This is a genomic window from Cuneatibacter caecimuris, from assembly GCF_004216775.1.
GTDB classification, from domain to species: Bacteria; Bacillota; Clostridia; order Lachnospirales; family Lachnospiraceae; genus Cuneatibacter; species Cuneatibacter caecimuris.
In genome coordinates this window covers 390,081-409,794 of the sequence record NZ_SGXF01000001.1, presented here as the reverse complement: position 1 = coordinate 409,794, position 19,714 = coordinate 390,081, and the positions used below count along the sequence as shown (strand labels likewise).

At 52.2% G+C, this 19,714-nt stretch carries 20 protein-coding genes; 18 read left to right on the top strand and 2 right to left on the bottom strand.

Annotation, left to right across the window (positions count from 1 at the left end):
• The 10 genes from EV209_RS01975 to EV209_RS01930 all read left to right on the top strand — a co-directional run bounded on the left by EV209_RS01975 (position 1) and on the right by EV209_RS01930 (position 9,390).
• A complete protein-coding gene (locus tag EV209_RS01975; RefSeq protein WP_130432537.1) occupies positions 1-1,467 on the top strand; it encodes a pilus assembly protein PilM in 1,467 nt (488 codons plus the stop codon).
• A 2-nt stretch (positions 1,468-1,469) separates the two neighbouring features.
• Positions 1,470-2,132 carry a hypothetical protein gene (locus tag EV209_RS01970; protein WP_130432535.1) on the top strand — a complete coding sequence of 221 codons (663 nt, stop codon included), beginning with the start codon at positions 1,470-1,472 and terminating at the stop codon, positions 2,130-2,132.
• A gap of 18 nt (positions 2,133-2,150) precedes the next feature.
• A complete protein-coding gene (locus EV209_RS01965) occupies positions 2,151-3,824 on the top strand; it encodes a GspE/PulE family protein (protein WP_130432533.1) in 1,674 nt (557 codons plus the stop codon).
• A gap of 8 nt (positions 3,825-3,832) precedes the next feature.
• Positions 3,833-4,879: a type IV pilus twitching motility protein PilT gene (locus EV209_RS01960; RefSeq protein WP_130432531.1), complete on the top strand. Its 1,047-nt coding sequence runs from the start codon at positions 3,833-3,835 to the stop codon at positions 4,877-4,879.
• Positions 4,876-5,568, top strand: coding sequence for a YjjG family noncanonical pyrimidine nucleotidase (locus tag EV209_RS01955; protein WP_130432529.1), 693 nt, complete (start codon positions 4,876-4,878; stop codon positions 5,566-5,568). The genes EV209_RS01960 and EV209_RS01955 overlap by 4 nt, the downstream gene beginning before the upstream one ends.
• Positions 5,565-6,266, top strand: a complete 702-nt coding sequence (locus EV209_RS01950) for a DNA alkylation repair protein (RefSeq protein WP_130432527.1) — start codon at positions 5,565-5,567, stop codon at positions 6,264-6,266. The genes EV209_RS01955 and EV209_RS01950 overlap by 4 nt, the downstream gene beginning before the upstream one ends.
• 165 nt (positions 6,267-6,431) lie before the next feature.
• Entirely contained in the window at positions 6,432-6,746 is a 315-nt protein-coding gene (locus EV209_RS01945) for a hypothetical protein (RefSeq protein ID WP_130432525.1), read from the top strand.
• 25 nt (positions 6,747-6,771) lie between these two features.
• Complete coding sequence (locus EV209_RS01940) at positions 6,772-7,563, top strand: carbohydrate-binding protein (RefSeq protein ID WP_207220566.1); 792 nt, start codon at positions 6,772-6,774, stop codon at positions 7,561-7,563.
• A 16-nt stretch (positions 7,564-7,579) separates the two neighbouring features.
• Positions 7,580-8,455 carry an ROK family protein gene (locus EV209_RS01935; RefSeq protein ID WP_130432523.1) on the top strand — a complete coding sequence of 292 codons (876 nt, stop codon included), beginning with the start codon at positions 7,580-7,582 and terminating at the stop codon, positions 8,453-8,455.
• Positions 8,452-9,390: a type I phosphomannose isomerase catalytic subunit gene (locus EV209_RS01930; protein WP_130432521.1), complete on the top strand. Its 939-nt coding sequence runs from the start codon at positions 8,452-8,454 to the stop codon at positions 9,388-9,390. The genes EV209_RS01935 and EV209_RS01930 overlap by 4 nt, the downstream gene beginning before the upstream one ends.
• Positions 9,391-9,414: 24 nt before the next feature.
• Here the strand turns inward: EV209_RS01930 and EV209_RS01925 are convergent, their stop codons facing one another.
• Complete coding sequence (locus tag EV209_RS01925; protein ID WP_130432519.1) at positions 9,415-10,305, bottom strand: AraC family transcriptional regulator; 891 nt, start codon at positions 10,303-10,305, stop codon at positions 9,415-9,417.
• Between the two features lie 167 nt (positions 10,306-10,472).
• Here EV209_RS01925 and EV209_RS01920 point away from each other — a divergent pair, with 167 nt between their 5' ends.
• The 3 genes from EV209_RS01920 to EV209_RS01910 are packed head-to-tail and all read left to right on the top strand — an operon-like array spanning position 10,473 to position 13,511.
• On the top strand, positions 10,473-11,624 hold the full coding sequence (locus EV209_RS01920; RefSeq protein ID WP_130432517.1) for a Gfo/Idh/MocA family protein: 1,152 nt from the start codon (positions 10,473-10,475) through the stop codon (positions 11,622-11,624).
• 25 nt (positions 11,625-11,649) lie between these two features.
• The gene (locus EV209_RS01915) at positions 11,650-12,654 is read left to right on the top strand and encodes a Gfo/Idh/MocA family protein (protein WP_130432515.1); all 1,005 of its coding nucleotides are present in this window, start codon (positions 11,650-11,652) and stop codon (positions 12,652-12,654) included.
• A 14-nt stretch (positions 12,655-12,668) separates the two neighbouring features.
• Positions 12,669-13,511, top strand: a complete 843-nt coding sequence (locus tag EV209_RS01910; RefSeq protein WP_130432513.1) for a sugar phosphate isomerase/epimerase family protein — start codon at positions 12,669-12,671, stop codon at positions 13,509-13,511.
• 98 nt (positions 13,512-13,609) lie between these two features.
• On the opposite strand, the gene EV209_RS01905 is transcribed toward EV209_RS01910, so the two are convergent.
• A complete protein-coding gene (locus EV209_RS01905) occupies positions 13,610-14,530 on the bottom strand; it encodes a recombinase family protein (RefSeq protein ID WP_130432511.1) in 921 nt (306 codons plus the stop codon).
• Positions 14,531-14,711: 181 nt separating this feature from the next.
• Between EV209_RS01905 and EV209_RS01900 the strand changes: the two genes are divergently transcribed.
• The 5 genes from EV209_RS01900 (at position 14,712) to EV209_RS01880 (ending at position 19,629) form a co-directional block, all read left to right on the top strand.
• Entirely contained in the window at positions 14,712-15,518 is an 807-nt protein-coding gene (locus tag EV209_RS01900) for an alpha-amylase family glycosyl hydrolase (protein WP_130432509.1), read from the top strand.
• A gap of 33 nt (positions 15,519-15,551) precedes the next feature.
• The gene (locus EV209_RS01895) at positions 15,552-16,187 is read left to right on the top strand and encodes a CBS domain-containing protein (RefSeq protein ID WP_130432507.1); all 636 of its coding nucleotides are present in this window, start codon (positions 15,552-15,554) and stop codon (positions 16,185-16,187) included.
• Positions 16,188-16,355: 168 nt separating this feature from the next.
• Positions 16,356-17,639, top strand: coding sequence for an aspartate aminotransferase type Ic (locus EV209_RS01890; protein WP_130432505.1), 1,284 nt, complete (start codon positions 16,356-16,358; stop codon positions 17,637-17,639).
• Between the two features lie 117 nt (positions 17,640-17,756).
• Positions 17,757-18,461: a LytR/AlgR family response regulator transcription factor gene (locus EV209_RS01885; protein WP_165388777.1), complete on the top strand. Its 705-nt coding sequence runs from the start codon at positions 17,757-17,759 to the stop codon at positions 18,459-18,461.
• Between the two features lies 1 nt (position 18,462).
• A complete protein-coding gene (locus tag EV209_RS01880) occupies positions 18,463-19,629 on the top strand; it encodes a sensor histidine kinase (protein WP_130432501.1) in 1,167 nt (388 codons plus the stop codon).
• Positions 19,630-19,714: the final 85 nt, after the last annotated feature.

Below are 19,714 nucleotides of genomic sequence, written 5' to 3'. Positions count from 1 at the left end.
ATGAAAGCTTCAATCTATCTTTCCAACGGTACGATATACGCTGTGGCAGGAGATCCCGGAAGGGGAAAGGCATCCGTGCAGTCCATGTGCTCCATGGATATCCCGGAAGGAGTCCTGATCAATGGGGTGATCACCAATGAAGAGGAATTAAGGGATTTGCTGGCAAGGTTCTGGAAAGAAAATAAGCTGCCGGTGAAAGACGTATCACTGGTAGTCAACAGCTCCAATCTGGCAACCAAAAAATTGAGTATGCCTGATTTGGGCGTACGCCGCACCCTGCAGAATGTAGTCCTGGAATTTGCGGACGGAGCCAGGCAGGCTGCGGACACAGTCTATGATTACAGGAAGCTGCGGGCAAAAGGAAAATTGCAGGAACTATTTGCAGTGGCTGCGGACAGGTCTTTTGTAGACGGATTTGTACAGCTTTTCCGCTCCATCCATGTGACCCTGTCTTCTGTGGACAGCGGGCTGAACGCTGCGCTGAAGGTTCTGGAAGCCCTGCCTGAAATGAGAGACAGTACGGGGCTGATTCAGATCATGGACGGATACAGCCTGCAGACAATACTGCTGGCAGAAGGAGAATACGTTTATTCGGCGGAGAAACGTATTTTTTCCACGCCGGGAACTGAGAGCTTCGCCATGGACGTGGTGCGCAATATCAGCTCTACTGTTCAGTTTTATCTGGCGCAGAATAAAGAGAACAGGCTGGAGCAGGTCTGGATCTGCGGAGTATCGGAAGAAGATTACAGCCAGATCAGGGAGCAGGTCAGGACGTACGGCATGGAGCAGAGGGTGGAACGCCTTTCCGTTGCCGGCGCGCTAAAGGGAAGAGCAGGAGCGGAGGCCTCTGACTTTATCTATCCGCTGGGCGGCATGCTGACAGGCGGAAAAGAGCTGAATTTGCTGAAAGCCTATCAGGATGACCCTGAGGCCAGAAAGAAGCGGGGCAGGCTGATGAAGTTGGTTCTGCCACCCGCCGTAATTCTGGGCGCGGGGATCCTGGCTTCTGCGGCGCTGTTTGCGGTCAATGTGATAAAATCAGCGCAAAACCGGGAAATTGAAGATTATGTAAATAATCCACTGAATGTGGCCAGGGTCCTGGAAGCAGATCAGCTGGAAATTGATCTGGCATACAGACAAAATGTGCTGAACGGTCTGTCGTCGGCCAGAAAGATGATAGATTCTTATCCTCTGATGGATTCCTGGGTGGAATCCAGGATTCAGGCGTGCGCTGCCGGAATCGCGCAGGTTGAGGTGCAGAGCTATGAAGCATCCACAGGGACCCTTCGGATGAAGGCGTCCACCGCATCCGTCGAGGAGATCAACACCTTTGTATACGCGCTGGAAGAAACCGGGCTTTTTGCCCGGGTGGATTATAAAGGATACACTTTTTCTGAGAAAGAGGCGACGTATTCTCTGAACATTTCCTGCCAGCTCAACAGCAGCGCAGGCAGACAGGAGGAATAGTCATGGAGATGAAGATCACAGAACGGGATAAAAAACTTCTGTCATTTCTGGCCTGCGCTGTAATTTTAGCCGGTATGGTTTTCCTGGCGGTGATGCCTCTTATCCAGAGGGGAGCAGAGCTGGATGACCGGAAGATGGAACTGGAAAATCAGCAGTGGGAAATGGAACAGAAATTATCTTTGTATGATTCGCTGAAGGCCGCTTCAGAGAGAATAAACAAGGATCTGGCAGAAGAACTTCAGGATTTTTACCCTCGTATGGGAAGTTCGGCAGTGGATAAAGAGATATCAGGCATTGTTCTGGAAGCCGGGCTGCAGGCAGTGGACATGTCCATCACGATTCCGGAAGAAGAGGCTGTATGCGTCCCTTATCCTCTTTCTGAGTATGGGGCTGAGATGGCCGGACAGGCGGAAAACGCTTCCGGAGACGGCGCAAACAGTATGATGAATATTTATAAAGCTGCAGTTTCTCTGAAGGCAGGGGGAGGCTATGAAAAGGTGCAGGCCCTTCTGGATGTGCTGAACAGGGATTATCCGGCCATCCGTGTTTCGGGCTTCAGTCTTGAAAAGCTGGAAAGCAGCCGCTCCATCGGCGGCGTTGACCTGCAGCCGGGAGATTATCTGGTTCAGCTCAATCTGGATTTATATATGAGCGCAGACCGCTGAGCAGGAAGAAGGTAGGATATGATCAGTAAAAATATTCCCATTGGCGAAGTATTAAAGGAATATGGATATATCAATGAAGAACAGCTGAGCCAGGCGCTGAGCTATCAAAAGGAAAACCGTGGGAAGAGGCTCGGGGGGATTTTGATCGAGCTGGGCTTCATCACGGAAAAACAAATGCTCACGGCTCTGGCCCAGCGCCTGAATTTGAGGCAGATCGAGCTGCAGGCTGTGAGTGTGGATGTGCAGGCTGTGGAAAAAATTCCGGAGCAGCTGGCTAAAAAATATGGTATACTGGCGCTGGAACAGACGGAGCACGGACTGATGGTGGCGCTGAATGATCCGCTGAATTTTTATGGAATCGAAGATGTGCGCCAGACAGTGGGGCAGGAGCTGGAAATCCTGCTCTGTGAAAAAGCGCCTCTGGAAAAGGCCCTGCATTTTTATTATTCCGAGGTGGCAGCCAGGGACGCGGCAAAGCGCGCCAACGTGAGCCAGGAAAATGAGGTAGAGGAGATTGAGCTGGAAGAAGGGGACGGGGATACGCCCATCATCAACCTGCTGAATATGCTGGTGCAGCGTGCCTACACTACCACGGCCAGTGATATCCATATCGAGCCATTTGAGGATAAAACCATTGTGCGCATGCGTATAGACGGCGTGATCGTGGATTATGTGACGCTGCAGAAGGGGCTGCACGCTTCGTTGATTGCCAGAATCAAAATACTGTCCAATCTGGATATTGCAGAGCGCAGAGTTCCCCAGGACGGTCATTTCCGCACCAGGGTCGGGGAAGAAATGGTCAATATCCGTGTTTCTGTAATCCCCACTGTATTTGGTGAAAAGGCGGTTCTCCGTCTGCTGGCCGGCAATGCAGTGATTGAGAATGTGGGCTCTTACGGCATGATCCCTGAGGACTATGAGAAGTTCAGGAAAATTCTGAAATCTCCCAACGGTATTATCTATATCACCGGGCCTACCGGTTCGGGTAAATCCACCACTCTGTACATGATTCTGGAAGAAATGTCCAGAAAACAGATCAATGTATCCACCATTGAAGACCCTGTGGAAAAAAACATTCCCAGGATCAACCAGATGCAGACAAATCAGATGGCAGGGCTTACTTTTGATGTGGGACTCCGGGCGCTGCTGCGCCAGGACCCGGATGTGATCATGGTGGGAGAGACCAGAGATGCAGAGACCGCGGCAATTTCCATCCGCGCCGCGATCACCGGGCATCTGGTGCTTTCCACCCTGCATACCAATAATGCTGCGGCTTCCATCGTCCGTCTGGTAGATATGGGGATGGAGCCTTATATGATCGCCAGTTCGCTGGTGGGCGTGGTAGCGCAGCGCCTGATGCGCCGCGTATGCCCGGAGTGTTCCGTGCTGGAAGCGCCTTCGCTGGAAGAACGGCTTTTCCTTGGAGACAGGGCGCCGTCTCTGGTGCGCCGCGCCAAAGGCTGCGCCCGCTGTAACCATACCGGCTACCGGGGCAGGGTGGCAGTGCATGAGATTATCTGCGTGGATGGGGAAATCAGAAAAATGATATCCGGAAGCGCCTCTGTGGAAGAGATCGCTGCTTATGCAGAAAAGGAACAGGGAATGAAACCGCTGGCTGCCCGCGGGCTGGAGCTGGTGGAAAAGGGCGAGACGACAGTGGATGAACTTGTGAAAATTGCGTACTATTCCTAGGAGGGAACATGAATATTGAACAGCTGATTCTGGATGCCAGGACAAAAAATTGTTCCGACATTCATATTTCGGAGGGAATGCCGCTGTATTACAGAATTAACGGAGCGCTGAAAGAGGACGAGCTTTTGCTGTCGGACGGAGAGATCCGCGGCGCGATCCTGGAAGCGCTGACAGAGAAGCAGAGGAAACAGCTGGAGGAAGGGAAGGATGTGGATTTTGCCATCCAGACCACCGACGGGAACCGCCAGAGAGTCAACGTGTTCCGGCAGCAGAAGAAGCTGGCGGCCACGATACGTCTTCTGAACAATAAAATACCAAGTCTGCAGGAATTGAAACTTCCCAAAATTCTGGACCAGCTGGCTGGGGAGCCAAGAGGATTGGTACTGATCACCGGCCCCACCGGTTCCGGTAAATCCACCACGCTGGCGGCAATGGTAAATCAGATCAACGAGTCCAGGGCCTGCCATATTGTGACCATTGAAGACCCCATCGAGTATGTTTTTACCAGGAAACGTTCCATCATCCACCAGAGGGAGGTGGGCGAGGATACGGAATCCTTCGCGTCCGCCCTGCGGTCCGTGCTACGGGAAGATCCGGACGTGATTCTGGTGGGGGAAATGCGGGACTACGAGACGATTTCCGCCGCTGTAACGGCTGCGGAAACAGGTCACTTGGTGCTGTCCACCCTGCATACCACAGGCGCTGCCCAGACGATTGACAGAATTATAGACGCCTGCCCCGGGGAGACTCAGAATCAGATCAGAACCCAGCTATCCGGTATTTTGAAGGGCGTGGTGACCCAGTGCCTGATTCCCACTGCGGACGGAAGAGGGAGAGTGGCGGCCACTGAAGTGCTCACCGGCACGGACGCGGCCCTGAACCTGATCCGGGAAAACAAGTGCTATCAGATGAATTCAGTCATGCAGGCCGGAAGCGCCTTTGGCATGCATACCCTGAATAAAGATCTGGTACAATGGGTGCATCAGGGCGTGATCCGCCCTCAGGATGCGTTCCTGTATTCCAACGATAAACGGGATCTGGAGCAGTATCTATGATTAAAACAGTGCTGTGGGATGTGGACGACACGCTGCTTGACTTTGAGGCAGGAGCGAGAAACGCGCTGCGGTCCGCCCTGGAGGAACAGGGAATTGCCTTTTCTGAGAAAAGATATCAAATGTACCGGGAAGCCAGCGAGGGACTGTGGAGGAAACTGGAACGGGGGGAAATCAGCAGGCCGGATATCTGGAACCTGAGATTTCCTCTGTTTTTAAAGAATTCCGGACTGCAGGCGGAGCCGGAAAGGCTGGAAGAAACATACAGAGAAAAGCTGTCCCTGCAGCATATTCCCGTGGAAGGTGCAGCAGATATTTTGAAATGGCTGGAAGCGCGTGGCTGCAGACAATATGTGGTAACTAACGGTTTTCAGGACATGCAGAATAAACGTATGAAGGATGCGGGCCTGAACAGGTATTTCCAGGGGGTGTTTGCGTCAGAGGAAATCGGATGGCCCAAACCTGCTCCCGAGTTTTTTGCGTATTGCAGTGCTGGCATTCCTGAGTTTGATAAAAGGCAGACGCTTCTTGTGGGAGATTCTCTTACTTCTGATATGAAGGGCGGGAAGCAGGCTGGTTTGAGGACCTGCTGGTATAATCCGCGGGGGAAGGAGCGGCCTTTCGAAGGATGCTGTGACTGGGAGATTCGCAGGCTGGATGATCTGAAGCAGCTTTTTTTGGAGGAAATATGACGGTAAAAGAAGTGAGGGAACGACTGCAGGAAATGGCAGACCCATCTTATAAAGAATTTAATGACCGTTTAATTCCCCGAACAGCGCCGACTTTCGGGACCAGGGTACCTGAGGTCCGGAAAACAGCCAGGATGGCGGCCAGGCACGATGCGGAGTCTTATCTTCAGGAAGCAGAGGCGCTGGCGGGGCAGGAGCTTTTTCAGGAAGAACGGATGGTTCAGGGCATGGTGATCGGCTATGCAAAAATGGAGCTGAAAACCAGGCTGGACCACTTAGATAAATTTGTGCCTGAGATCGGCAGCTGGGCAGTCTGTGACTACTGTACCAGTACCTTGAAATTCATTGGAGAGACACAGGAACCGTGCTGGGACTGGGTGATAAAATGGCTGGGTTCAGAGCGGGAATATGAGCAGCGTTTTGGTATTGTGGCGCTGATAAATTATTATGTGACGGACCGCTATATTGTTCAGATGCTCCAACTGTTCAGTCAGGTGAAATGCAGCGCTTATTATGCGAGAATGGGGCTGGCATGGGCGGTATCTGTCTGTTATGTGAAGTTTCCTGGCCAGACCCGGGCTTTTCTGGGCCAGAATCAGCTGGACGTCTGGACGCAGAATAAGGCTATACAGAAGATCCGGGAGTCTTTGAGGGTGAGCAGGGAGGCTAAGGAAGAATTGCTGCGGATGAAAAGATTATAAAAGTGTTCTCTTCTGCCTTTCCGTACCACCACAGTATGGATCTTTGTGGGATTGTTTATTAAGAAAGAAACTTATAAAAATTTTATGGGAAATGTCTACCCTACAGAATCAACATGTGATATGATAAAAACGATCATAAGGAAAGAAAAAGGGGCAGTAAAGCATATGAGAGAAATTACTGTTGTGGAAAACGTCCTGCTTTGCGCGGACGGGGCGGTGATGAAGGACGGGCCGGACTGTCTGGTGGAGAAGCTGCCGGACGGCAGAATTCAGGCGCGCTTTGAGAATCCGGCGGGAGAACAGAGAACTGTAAAATTTACCCTCACCGGGCTTACGCCTCACGTCGGTTTCCAGGTGCGGATGGAACATGCGGGAAACACGGAGACAGGACCAAGGCGGGCTAATCGGGCAGGGGTTCTTGAACTGCAGACGGACATGCCGGAAGACAGCCGGATGTTTATCATACAGGAGACAGTCTGAATTGGGAAAAAGAGGAGGAAGAAAAATGTCAGAAATGAAATTTCAGGTACTGGCCGCAGACGGCCGGGTGAAAGCGGAGAGTACGGGAGGGAATCGCGTATCTCTGGTATTTGAAGAGGCCTATGAAGAAGGGGACCAGATTGTTTTTACAACAGAACGGACCGGGATGTTCTATCAGATTCAGGTGGACGACTGCCTGGGAGAGGGTGTGGTGTATCTGACAGAATCCAGATGGGTGTTTGATATTCCCTTCGGAGAAAAGCGGGTCAGCTACTCCCCCAGAGTATTTATGGGAGAACGCCATCTGCTCACGGCGCAGCCGGCGGAACAAAGAGAGCTGGAAGGCCGCAGGAATCTGGCGCTGAACGTGCTGGATCAGCACGGGGACAGAGGATGCTTCCCCCATGCCAGCGCCAATGTGGAAACCAGGGGAGAGTCTGTATTTGCTGCCAGAAATGCCATTGACGGGGTGCTGGAAAACCTGTCTCACGGGGAATGGCCTTACGAGTCCTGGGGAATCAACCGCAGGGACGACGCAGAGATCAGGCTGGATTTCGGCAGGGAAGTAGAGATCGATGAGATTGTTCTCTGGACCAGAGCGGATTTCCCTCACGATAACTGGTGGGTGGAGGCGACTTTTGAATTTTCTGATGGAACTGAGAAGACAGTGCAGATGGAAAAGAGCATTGCGCCCCACCGTTTTCCGATGGAACCGAAAAAAATCAGCTGGATGAAAATGCGGGATATGAAGAAGGCGGAAGACCCTTCTCCGTTCCCGGCGCTGACGCAGATACAGGTATACGGAAGAGAGCTGTAATTCAGGGAGGAAAGAAATGAGAATCGGAGCGCTTGAAGGCGGCGGGACGAAGATGGTCTGCGCAGTGGGCAATGAAACGGGTAAAATTTTTGAGAGGGTTTCTATCCCCACCACTACCCCGGAGGAAACAGTGCCGAAACTTCTGGATTTTTTTCAGGGTAAGGATTTGGACGCGCTGGGGATCGCCAGCTTTGGCCCGGTGGATTTGAACCGGGATTCCGGTACATATGGCTATATCACTACCACGCCCAAGCTGGCCTGGCAGAATTTTGATTTCCGGGGGACCTTTGCCAGGGCGCTGAACATCCCAGTGGGGTTTGATACGGATGTGAACGGTTCCTGTCTGGGAGAGACGACCTGGGGAGCTGCAAAAGACGTGGATTCCAGTATCTATATCACCATCGGAACCGGCGTGGGCGTTGGGGTCATGCTGGAAGGACGGCTGCTCCATGGCATGCTGCACTGTGAGGGCGGCCATGTGATACTGAAGCGGTATCCCGGTGATGAGTTCAGGTGCAACTGCCCATTTCACGACAGCTGTCTGGAGGGACTGGCCGCAGGTCCTGCCATTGAGGCCAGATGGGGGAAGAAAGCCTATGAACTGACAGAACGGCAGGAGGTTTGGGAGATGGAAGCCTACTATATCGGCCAGGCTCTTGCAGACTTTATCGTGACCCTGTCACCAAAACGGATTGTGCTGGGCGGCGGGGTAATGCACCAGGAACACTTGCTGCCGCTGGTGCGCAGAGAGACTGCGAAGCACCTGGGAGGGTATCTGAATACCAGAGAACTTCAGGACCTGGACAGCTATATTGTGCTGCCCGCCCTCAATGACAATCAGGGCGTGATGGGCTGTCTGAAACTGGCTGTCATGGAGCTGGAACGGAAATGAGTCAGGAGCTGATTTTTCTGGAGCCGGTGTTAAAAGAGATGATCTGGGGCGGGGAGAGGCTGAAAGAATTTGGCTATGAACTTCCCGGAGCGAACACTGGAGAATGCTGGGCAATCAGCGCCCACCCCCATGGAGACTGCCGGGTGGCAGGAGGCAGATATGACGGGGCTGCTCTGTCGGGACTGTGGGCGGAGCACAGGGAACTCTTCGGAGATACGGATGGAGACAGGTTCCCGCTGCTGGTGAAGATCATAGACGCCAGCCGGGATCTGAGCATTCAGGTGCACCCGGACGACAGGTATGCGGCAGTCCATGAACAAGGTTCCCTGGGGAAAACAGAGTGCTGGTATGTGCTGGACTGTCCCGATGGGGCGGATATTGTGATCGGCCACCATGCCAAGTCCGATAAAGAGCTGCGTGAAATGATTCTTCAGGAGCGTTGGGATGATTTCCTCCGGGTCATTCCCATACAAAAGGGTGATTTTTTCCAGATAGAGCCGGGGTGCCTCCATGCCATCCGCAAGGGCACAGTGATCCTGGAGACACAGCAGAGCAGCGATATCACATACCGGGTATACGATTATGGAAGGCTGGAAAACGGAAAACCGAGACAGCTCCATGTGCGGCAGAGCCTGGAGGTAATCCGCGTTCCGTTTGATGAAAAGGACACCAGGGGCTGCCGGCGCCGTATTCCTGCAGCGGGAGGAACCCGGGAACTTCTTGTATGCTGTCCGAAGTACAGCGTGGAGCGGGTCTGCGTGGAAGGAAAGATGGCTGTGAACTGGGAAAAGCCCTTTGTCAATGTGACCCTGGTGGAGGGAGAAGGCCTTGCCGCCGGCCTGCCTGTGAAAAAAGGAACAAATTTCCTGGTTCCTGCCGGTTTCGGCAGCCTGGAACTGGAAGGGCAGATGGAGCTGATCTGTTCCTACTTATAAAAACATCTTTTGAGCTGATCTCTGTCAGAGCAGTTCTGTTCCCGGCGCGGCGATCACCTGCATTCTGCTGCCGGAGCTCTGCTGAAAAGGAGCGCCGCCCCGGTCCTGCACAGGAGAATGGCCGGTGATGCGTTTATACGCCCGGAAAAAAGCGGAATAATCCGAAAAACCTGAAGCGGAAGAGGCATCTGCGGCGCTATGGCCCGCCAGCAGCATCATCTGGGCGTGGGCAACCCTTTTATGGAGCAGGTAATCGCCGACGGTAGTGCCTGTGGCGCTGCGGAATACTTTGTTTAAATGGTGCTTGCTGATATAGAATTTCTGGGAAATTTCATCCAGGCTGATTGGCATGGCCAGATGCTCATTCAGATAGGTGAGGATGTTTCCCACAGTGCTGGAGGAAGCGGGCGCGGACAGATAATGGGAGTCGGTCCGGCACACCATCAGCAGTTTGGAGAGAAGCGCTTCTGCCAGTATGGGCAGAAGCGCGTTTTTTGTATCCTCCGGTTCATGGGAGCATTGGGCCAGGGCGTCAAAAAAAGCAGGGACCTGCTGCTCATCCAGATGTTCAAAGTAAATCAGCCGGCCGGCGTCTTCCGGGCCCGGAAAGAGGGACAGAAGAGGGGCGCGGCGCTCTGCTGAAAGACAATCCGGATGAAAATGAAAGGAATAACGCCTGTAAGGGGCTTCGCTGTTAATCCGTACCCCGTGAAAGATGTTAGGGGCCAGAAGCAGCAGGCTGTGAGGGGTGGGGTGGTAATGTCTGCCCTCCACCAGATAATCCACATCTCCGTTGATGAAATAATACAGCTCATAGAAGTTGTGGCAGTGCAGACTGTATTCCTCGTTGCTGACCTCGGTTTCCGAGTAGTCAAAACGAATCTGTTCCGCAGCGATATGCGCCCAACGTGTCATAATATCCCCTCCTGTAAGATAAAAAGTCCAATGGTTCTATTGTACTCCATGACCGCTATATTTGCAATATAATACCTATCATTTGCAATGGCAATTTTAACTGGGATCATGTAAACTAAAATCAGTAAATGTTGGGGCGGGCTTTGCCCGCTGAAAGGAGAAATAAGATGGATAAGGTAAGATTAGGCATTATCGGCGTCGGTAATATGGGCAGCGGCCACAGCCAGAATTTGGTGGAGGGCAAAGTTCCCGAAATTGAGCTGACAGCAGTAGCAGATTTAAAAGAAAACAGAAGACAGTGGGCAAAGGAAAACCTTCCGGAAACTGTGAAAATTTACGAGACAGGCGAAGAGCTGATCGAATCCGGCGCGTGCGACGCAGTTCTGGTGGCAGTGCCTCACTACGACCATCCCAAGTACGTGATGCAGGCGCTGCAGCATGGGCTTCATGTGATGTGCGAGAAGCCTGCGGGCGTATACACCAAGCAGGTGCGTGAGATGAACGAAGAGGCGAAGAAATATGATAAAGTATTCGCTATGATGTTCAATCAGAGGACAAACTGTGTTTACCGCAAGATGCATGAGCTGGTTCAGAGCGGGGAGCTGGGTGAGATCAAACGTGTGAACTGGATCATCACGGACTGGTACCGCACACAGACCTACTATAATTCCGGCGGCTGGAGAGCGACCTGGGACGGAGAGGGCGGCGGCGTGCTGCTGAACCAGTGTCCTCATAACCTGGACCTGCTGCAGTGGATCTGCGGCATGCCTTCTAAAGTGCGCGCTTTCTGCCATAACGGCAAGTGGCATGATATTGAGGTAGAAGACGATGTGACAGCATATCTGGAGTTCCCCAACGGCGCAACGGGCGTGTTTGTCACCACAACCGCCGACGCTCCCGGAACCAACCGCCTGGAGATCACGCTGGACCGCGGGAAACTGGTATGCGAAAATGACAAGGTGATGCTGTGGAAGCTGAAAACCAGCGAAAAAGAACACCGTTTTGCTTCCAAGCAGGGTTTTGAGAAGCCTGAGTGCGAAGAGATGGTGGAAGTGGAGACAGACGGGCAGAACGAGCAGCATATGGGTGTTCTGAAAGCCTTTGCAGGCAGAATCCTGCACGGTACTCCCCTGACCGCAGAGGGGTACGAAGGCATCAACGGCCTGACTCTTTCCAACGCCATGCATCTGTCAAGCTGGCTGGGACATCCGGTGGAACTTCCCATTGATGAGGATCTGTATCTGGAGAAGCTGACCGCGCTGCGCGCCACTTCCCAGAAAAAAGAAGTAGAAGAAGTAACCTTTGTACAGGGAAAATAAAATCCGACAGACGGAGGGCAGGAACATGAAGGCAGCTATTGCAGGCTGCGGCATAATCGCAGCCGTGCATGCCCGCTGCCTGGCCGGGATGAAGGACGCGGAGCTTACAGCTTTTGCGGATATCAGGCCGGAACGGGCGCAGGAATTTGCAAAGGAGTACGGCGGCAACGCCTATGCTTCCATAGATGAAATGCTGGAGAAGGAGCAGATTGATGTGCTGCACATCTGCCTGCCCCACTATCTCCATGTGCCGGTGGCGATACAGGCGCTGAATGCCGGTGTGAACGTTTTTATGGAGAAGCCCCCTGCGATCAGCAGAGAACAGCTGAAGCAGCTGCAGGCGGCGGAAGAGAGTTCCGAGGCAAAGCTGGGGATCTGTTTCCAGAACAGGTACAATCCCTGTACGCAGGCGGTTAAAGACCTGGTCCGCAGCGGAAAGCCCGGTAAAATCCTGGGAGTCCGGGGCGTAGTGACCTGGAGCCGCGGAGTGGAATACTACCAAGACAGCGGCTGGAGAGGCACACTGGATAAGGAAGGCGGCGGCGCGCTGATCAATCAGTCAGTACATACCCTGGATCTGATGGCCTATTTAGCCGGAACTCCTGTGACTGTGGAAGCTTCAGCGGGAAATCACCATCTGAAAAACGTGATTGAGGTGGAGGATATGATGGAGGCTTACATCCGTTTTGAAGGCGGAGCAGTGGGATGCTTTTATGCCACCACAGCCTACAGCAGCAATCCCAAGCCATTGATTGAGCTGGATTGTGAGAATATGACAATCCGCATGGAAGATCCTGATGCTGTGATTTACTATCCGGACGGAACAAAAGAAGAGATGAAGCTGCCGGTGGTGATGGGCTACGGCAAGAGCTACTGGGGCAGCGGCCACGATGCCTGCATCCGGGACTTTTATGGCTGCCTGAAAGAAGGAAAAGAATTCTGGCTGAACCTGCGCACTTTGGATGAAACGATCCGCCTGATGCTGGCGGTCTATGAGTCCGCCAGAGGAGCAGGGGAGACAACCGTATAATCAGGAGGAAAAACATGTTAGACAAGATTCGCATTTCCGGCTTTGCCGATGAAATTGATACCGATATCCATAAGCAGATCGCCCTGCTCAATGAACTGGGCGTGAAGTATGTGGAATTTCGCAGCGCCAATGACAAAGGCGTGGCGGATTATACCATCCAGGAAGCACAGGAGATTATGAAGCTGTTTAAGGAAAACGGCATCGCGGTTTCCGCAGTGGGTTCTCCTGTTGGAAAAATTCAGATCACAGATGATTTTGAGCCTCACTTTGAGACCTTCAAGCATGTAGTGGAGCTGGCGAAGGTTTTTGAAACAAAATATATCCGCATGTTCAGCTTTTTTATGCCCGAGGATGAAGATCCAGAAAAATACAGGGATGAAGTGATGAACCGCCTGGCCCGCTTTGTGGAATACGCGAAAGAGCAGGATGTTGTGCTGCTTCATGAGAATGAGAAGGGTATTTACGGCGACGTGGCTTCCCGCTGCCGCGAAATATTTGAAAAGCTTTACTGCCAAAATTTCAGATGTACCTATGACTTCGCTAATTTCGTTCAGTGCCGCCAGGACACCCTGGAAGCTTATGATCTGCTGAAGGATTATGTGGAATATGTGCACATCAAAGATGCCAGATGGGATGACGCGCAGGTAGTTCCCGCGGGCGAAGGAGACGGCCATGTGGCTGAAATCCTTGCGAAGCTGGACGCTGCCGGTTATGCGGGATTCCTGAGCCTGGAACCCCACCTGGCGGAATTCGCGGCGCTGAAGAGCCTGGAACAGCATGTTGACGCCAGAGAGAGCTCAGACGGCGTGTGGTCTTATACCACGGCCTTCCATGCGCTGAAGAAGATTTTAGGCTGAAAGGTAATTTCCGAATAGCGGCATCACAATTAAGATAACAAAATGAGCATGAGGACTGGATTCTGTTTACATATGAAATCCAGTCCTCATTGTTATGTTCAGCGTTTCCTCCGCTTGGCAAAACGTTCCTGGACCTGCAGGAACATTTCCTCATCTATAACCGCCGGATGGCAGTCCGGCACCACAATCCACTGCTCCTGCGGGACGGAAAGAACATATTGGCTTTTGTAATTCAGCTTCCTCTGCTTTCCCTGAACAAGAGCGCCTGTGTATACAGGATTTTTAAGAATCCTTTTCACTGTACTGGGATGCCAGTGAAAAGGGCTTTCGCCCTCTGAAACAGGCCGGTAAGCCAGACCCTGCTGTTTTTTGTACGCGGAGGGGGAAGGCGTGCGGGTTGCCTCCAGAAGATGGCAGATGGTGCCGATCCCAAAGCCATCCAGATACAGCCGGTAGATCTGGCGCACCACCGACGCGGCGGCTGGATCAGGGATCAGTTTGTGCCGGTCCGAAGGATCTTTCAGATATCCGTAGCAGGCAAAAGACCCAATAAACTGCCCGGCTTCCATCTTTTTTCGCAGAATGGAGCGGATATTTTCAGACAGATCTTCACAGTACCACTCATTGATCAGGCTGTTGATCTGCCTGGCTTTTTTATTGGCGGATAGGCTGGTATCCACTCCGTCCACCACGCCGATGAAGCGGACTCCCCATAAAGGAAACAATCCATGGAGATACTTTTCCGCTGTAGCCATATTCCTGGTGAACCGGGACTGGGTTTTACAGAGTATGATCTGGAATCTGCCGATGGAAGCGTCTTCAATCATTCTGCAGAAGGCGGGCCGGCGGTCGTCCATGCCGGAATAATCTTCATCTACATAAATTGCAAAGACTTCCAGGCCATGTTTTCGGGCATAATCCAGAAGCAGAAGCTGTTGGTTGAGGATACTTTCACTGGCGTTTCCTGGTTCCAGCCCTGCATCCTCCACTGACAGCCGGCAGTAAATGGCTGTTTTCATCACAGATACCCCGCGCAATTCATTATTATAGGATATGCAGGTAACAGCTGCGAGGTGAGGTCCGCAGGCTGACTTCCTTCTTGTATTTTCATAAAAATTTTGATATACTGAAAATATCATAAAAGCGTTTGATCCGCAGGAATCCTCTGGCGGACCAGGCATATTAAAAGGGGAAAAATCTATGCCAGAACAAAAATTACAGGAAAATCCGGAATTGATGCCGCTGCTGTACAACAGCCTGGCGGCCAGAAATGTGGCACAGCTGGCCGGAATGCTTCGGAGGACCGGAAAAGAGAGGCCGGAAGGATATGCCAACGCGGTGGGAAAAAAGCAGCCTTTGAGGTGGAGCGTGCTGAACCAGGGCGAGACCCGGGCGGCAGGCTATGACCCACAGCGCCATATCGAGTTTCTGATGCAGTTTTATACAGGGGAATATCCGGGCAGTTTTGCGGAAGGAAAAAGCGTGGATGTTGGCAGCGGCGTTCCGGCTGTCCAGGGTAGCGTATCAGAACTGTGCGGAGTGAAGAAAGCTCTGCGTGCGGGAAATACCTATGAGCTGGAGCTGGCGCTGAAGCGGGAGCTGCTTCTGTATAAAACAGCCGCGGCTATGAACGGCTCCATGGCATTTACCGGCAGAAAACAGCCTTCTGGCCTGAAGGAATGGCAGAAGGCGTGGCTCCAGGAAGAATTTGACAAGATGAAACAGGTGCGCCGCTGCAGCGGACTGTTCGGGCCGGACTGCCCGGGCAGTGTTCTGCAGACTTGGAACGGCGGGGTGCTGGGGTTCGCCAGAGGGATTCATATGCTGGCGCTGGCAAACTTTACAGATCAGCCCCAAACTGTGGGAAGCGGCTGTATGCAGCCGTTTATCAAGTACGGCAGCCTGAGGGACCTGCTGCAGGGAGCAGTGGTGCAGCCGGACCAGCCCGCTGTCCTGGGACCCTACGAGTGTTTTTGGCTGGTGCCCAGAGAGGTGTGCAGCCAATAAGCGGAATATCATTATTTCACAGGAGGAAAAACTATGTTAGTAAAAGCGATTATGGTACCTTTTGCCCAGCTGCAGTGTCTGTCCGTTGAGGATTCGCTGGAGCACGCGCTTCATGTGATCGACAGCAACCACCTGCTTTCCCTGCCGGTGGTGGATGGAAAGAAATTTATCGGCGTGCTGTCAAAACAGTTTGTCTATGAAGTGTATTTCCGGGAATACCAGGGCACGAAAGAAGAATTCCTGCAGAAGAAGGTTCAGGACATGATCCGTACTGAGGTCATGACCATCGGTGCGGACACGGCCATTGAAGACGCGGCGTCTATCTTTATCACCTCTAAAATCCGGTTTATCCCTGTAACAGACAAAAAACAGGAGCTGTTGGGTATCATCACGCATCAGGCGGTGTTCAAGGAATATCAGAAGCTGTTCGGGCACAGAGGGGATGAACTGACCATTTATACCTATAATTTCAAAGGAACGCTGGCAAAGATTACAGAAGTGATCGCCAAAAACGGCGGGGATATCCGCAATATCATCCAGCGGGATACAGATGTGATGGGGCTTCAGGAAGTATATATGCGGATTGTCTGCAAGGACTTCGGAAAGCTGGTCAAAGCTTTGAAGAAGAAGGGATTCGATGCCCGTGTAATACAGAATGAGAAGAAATAATTCGGAATCTCCGGGGGACTTGCCGGAAATTTTATTGATTTTTGTTGGTTTTGCAGTTTTTACGAAAAAAGCATTTGCAATCTCCTGGGAAATGAGATAGAATAGCACACAGTCTAACAAAAAAGCCGGATGCCGTCAGGCGTCCGGCTGCTTACAGGAGGTTATCATATGTCTGCATACCAGAACATGAGCAGAGAGGAACTGTTACAGTTACAGGAAACGCTGAACGCGCAGTATCAGGATTGGAAGGCAAAAGGGCTGAAGCTGGATATGTCCAGAGGGAAGCCGGCCGCGGATCAGCTGGATCTGGCGCTGCCGATGACCAGCGTGTTCCGGCAGGTATCTGATTTTAAGTGTGAAAGCGGGATTGACTGCCGTAATTACGGCGCTCTGACTGGTATACCGGAGGCCCGCCGCCTGATGGCGGACATGATCGGCACCACGCCGGAGCATGTAATTGTATATGGCAATTCCAGCCTGAATGTGATGTATGATACTGTCTGCCGCTCTATGGTCAGAGGCGTGATGGGAAATACCCCCTGGGGCAGGCTGGATAAGGTGAAGTTCCTCTGTCCTGTGCCCGGATATGACAGACACTTCGCGATCACTGAATTTTTCGGAATCGAAATGATCCCTGTCCCCATGACAGAGAACGGGCCCGATATGGATATGGTGGAAGATCTGGTCAGCCATGACAGCGCGGTGAAAGGAATCTGGTGCGTGCCCAAGTATTCCAACCCTCAGGGATATACCTATTCTTCCGAAACGGTAAAGCGTTTCGCGAATCTCCGTCCGGCAGCGGCCGATTTCAGGATTTACTGGGATAACGCCTATGCGATTCACGATCTCTATGAAGAAGGCGGGGATAAACTGGAAGATATTCTGGCGGCCTGCGAAGAAGCAGGGAATCCGGATATGGTGTTTGAATTCTGCTCTACCTCCAAGGTAACCTTTCCCGGTTCCGGAATTGCAGCCCTGGCCGCGTCGGCAGCCAATATTGAGGATATCACAGCCCAGCTGGCGATCCAGACCATCGGCCACGACAAGATGAACCAGCTGCGCCATGTGAAGTTCTTTGGGGATATTGATGGGATGAAGGCCCACATGCAGCGCCATGCAGAAAAAATCCGCCCGAAGTTTGAGGCTGTCTGGGAAGTCTTGGAGCGGGAGCTGGGAGGTCTGGGGATCGGTTCCTGGACAAAGCCCAGGGGAGGTTATTTTATTTCCTTTGACTCCATGGAGGGCTGCGCGAAGAAGATCATTGCAAAGGCAAAAGAGGCCGGTGTCACGATGACCGGTGCGGGAGCCACGTTCCCATATCATAAAGACCCTCAGGACAGAAACATCCGCATTGCTCCTACTTATCCTACGCAGGAAGAACTGGCGATGGCTGCAGAACTTTTCGTGCTGTGCGTAAAGCTGGTGAGCGTGGAAAAACTGCTGCAGGACTGATTGCTGTGGATTGAATGTAAAAACTGCCGTGTATTTCTTTGGGCTAAATGCCTGGGGAATGCGCGGCTTTTATCATCTTTTTGGTGTGATGTGAGGATGCGGAAAAAGGAGGAAAGGATGCAGGTATGGATTTGTGAGGACGAGCCGGCCCAGCGGGCCCTTCTGGAAGGATATGTCCGGGAATTTTTCTGCAGCGCGGGGAATACTGCTGTGCGTTCATTTTCGTCCGGAAACCAGGTGTTGTTTGAACTGGATGAGAATGTGCCTGATATTTTGCTTCTGGATATTCAGATGGATGGGATAGATGGTGTGCAGCTGGCGAAAAGGATCAGAAAAAGGGATGAAAAAACGGAAATCCTCTTTGTAACAGCGGCAGTGGACTATATTTATGAGGGATTCAATGTCAATGCGGTAAATTATCTGCTGAAGCCGGTAAAAAAAGAGCAGCTTTTTGCCTGTCTGGAGAAAGCACGGGAGCTGGCCATGCAGCAGGAAGAGCCATGGCTTTTGCAGGTGGGGCGGGAGGTCTGCCGTCTGGACCGCCGCAAGGTGCTGTATGTGGAAAGCGACGACCACTATTTGGAAATTCACTGCCAGGATAAAGTATACCGGGTAAAAATGAACATGAAGGATATGGAACAGGAACTGTCCGGCAGCCGTTTCTGCCGGATGGGCAGGAGCTACCTGCTGAACCTGGAGGCGGTGGACAGGCTGACGCCGGAGGAGGTACAGATGGTAAACGGAGACCGTTTGCCTGTGCCCAGAGGCAGGTACCGCGAAATCAGCAGCCGGTTTATCACGTATCATTTTGGGAGCGTATAGGATGGAATGGATTTGGGGCGGCCTGATGACAGCGCTGCAGTGGCTTTGCATAGAATGGTTTTTTGCGCTGGACAGAGGATGGAAAAAGAGAATATTCCTGGGCGGGCTGCTGGCTGCAGAATGGGCGTCCGCCTGCTACCTGGAAGCATGGCCGGCCGGGCTGGCCGCAGGCTGGGTTACGCTGGATTTTTTTCTGGTGTTTTACAGCGATGGTTCTTATCCCAGGATCAGGTATTGCCTGGCTGCCGGGGCGGCTCTGCTGATTTCCTGTGTAGCCGGATGGGCTGTGGGGCCGGATAAGCAGGCCGAAATAGCTTTTATTGTTTTTGCCGGATTGCTGTATTTACTTGCTGCATTTACCCGGGGACAGAAAACAGGGGTTTTGTTTGTCACAGTTTTGGGGCTGACGGCAGCCGCAGGATATTTCGCGCTGGCAGGCTTCGGCTGGCAGGCTTCTGCTGCCCTGTGTCTGGCGCTGGGGCAGGCGGAGTATATTTACAGCTCCTATTCCGCATCTTTCCGTAAGAGCACCGCAGAATTTCAGGAACAGGTGATGCTGCATCATTATGAAGAAGTGAAAGCTGTGTATTTAAATATGCGCGGATGGAGGCATGATTACCATAATCATATCCAGACTTTGAAAGCATGGCTGCAGCTGGGGCAGACAGAAGAAGCAAAAACCTACTTAAATGAACTGGAAGATGACCTGGATTCCGTGGACCAATTAGTGAAAAGCGGTAATGTGATGATGGATGCAGTGCTGAATTCCAAACTGACGCTGGCAAAGGAAAAGAATATTGCAGTGGACTGCAAGGCTGTGCTTCCGGAGCGCCTCAGCATCGGGGACACGGATCTCTGCGTGATCGCAGGCAATCTGCTGGACAATGCCATTGAAAGCTGCGGGCAGATAGCAGAAAACAGGCGTTTTATCCGAATTTACTGCGCGGTGGTCCGGCGCCAGTTTTATTTGTCGGTGGTCAACGCAGCCAAAGAAGAGCTGGATTTTAATGAAAAGAACTATATCAGCAGCAAGAGAGGAGAACATGGCCACGGAATGAAACGGGTGAAGCTGGCGGTAGACAGATACGGCGGGTATCTGAATTTGAAAAATGAGCCGGGAGTGTTCGCCAGCGAGGTTATGCTGCCTCTGGAAGAAAGCGGAGAATAAAAAGGCAGGCGGAGTAATCCGCAAACGGACTTCTTTTTCACGTTCGCGTACGCAGAATTGCTTTTTACGTACCCGGACGTTTTTT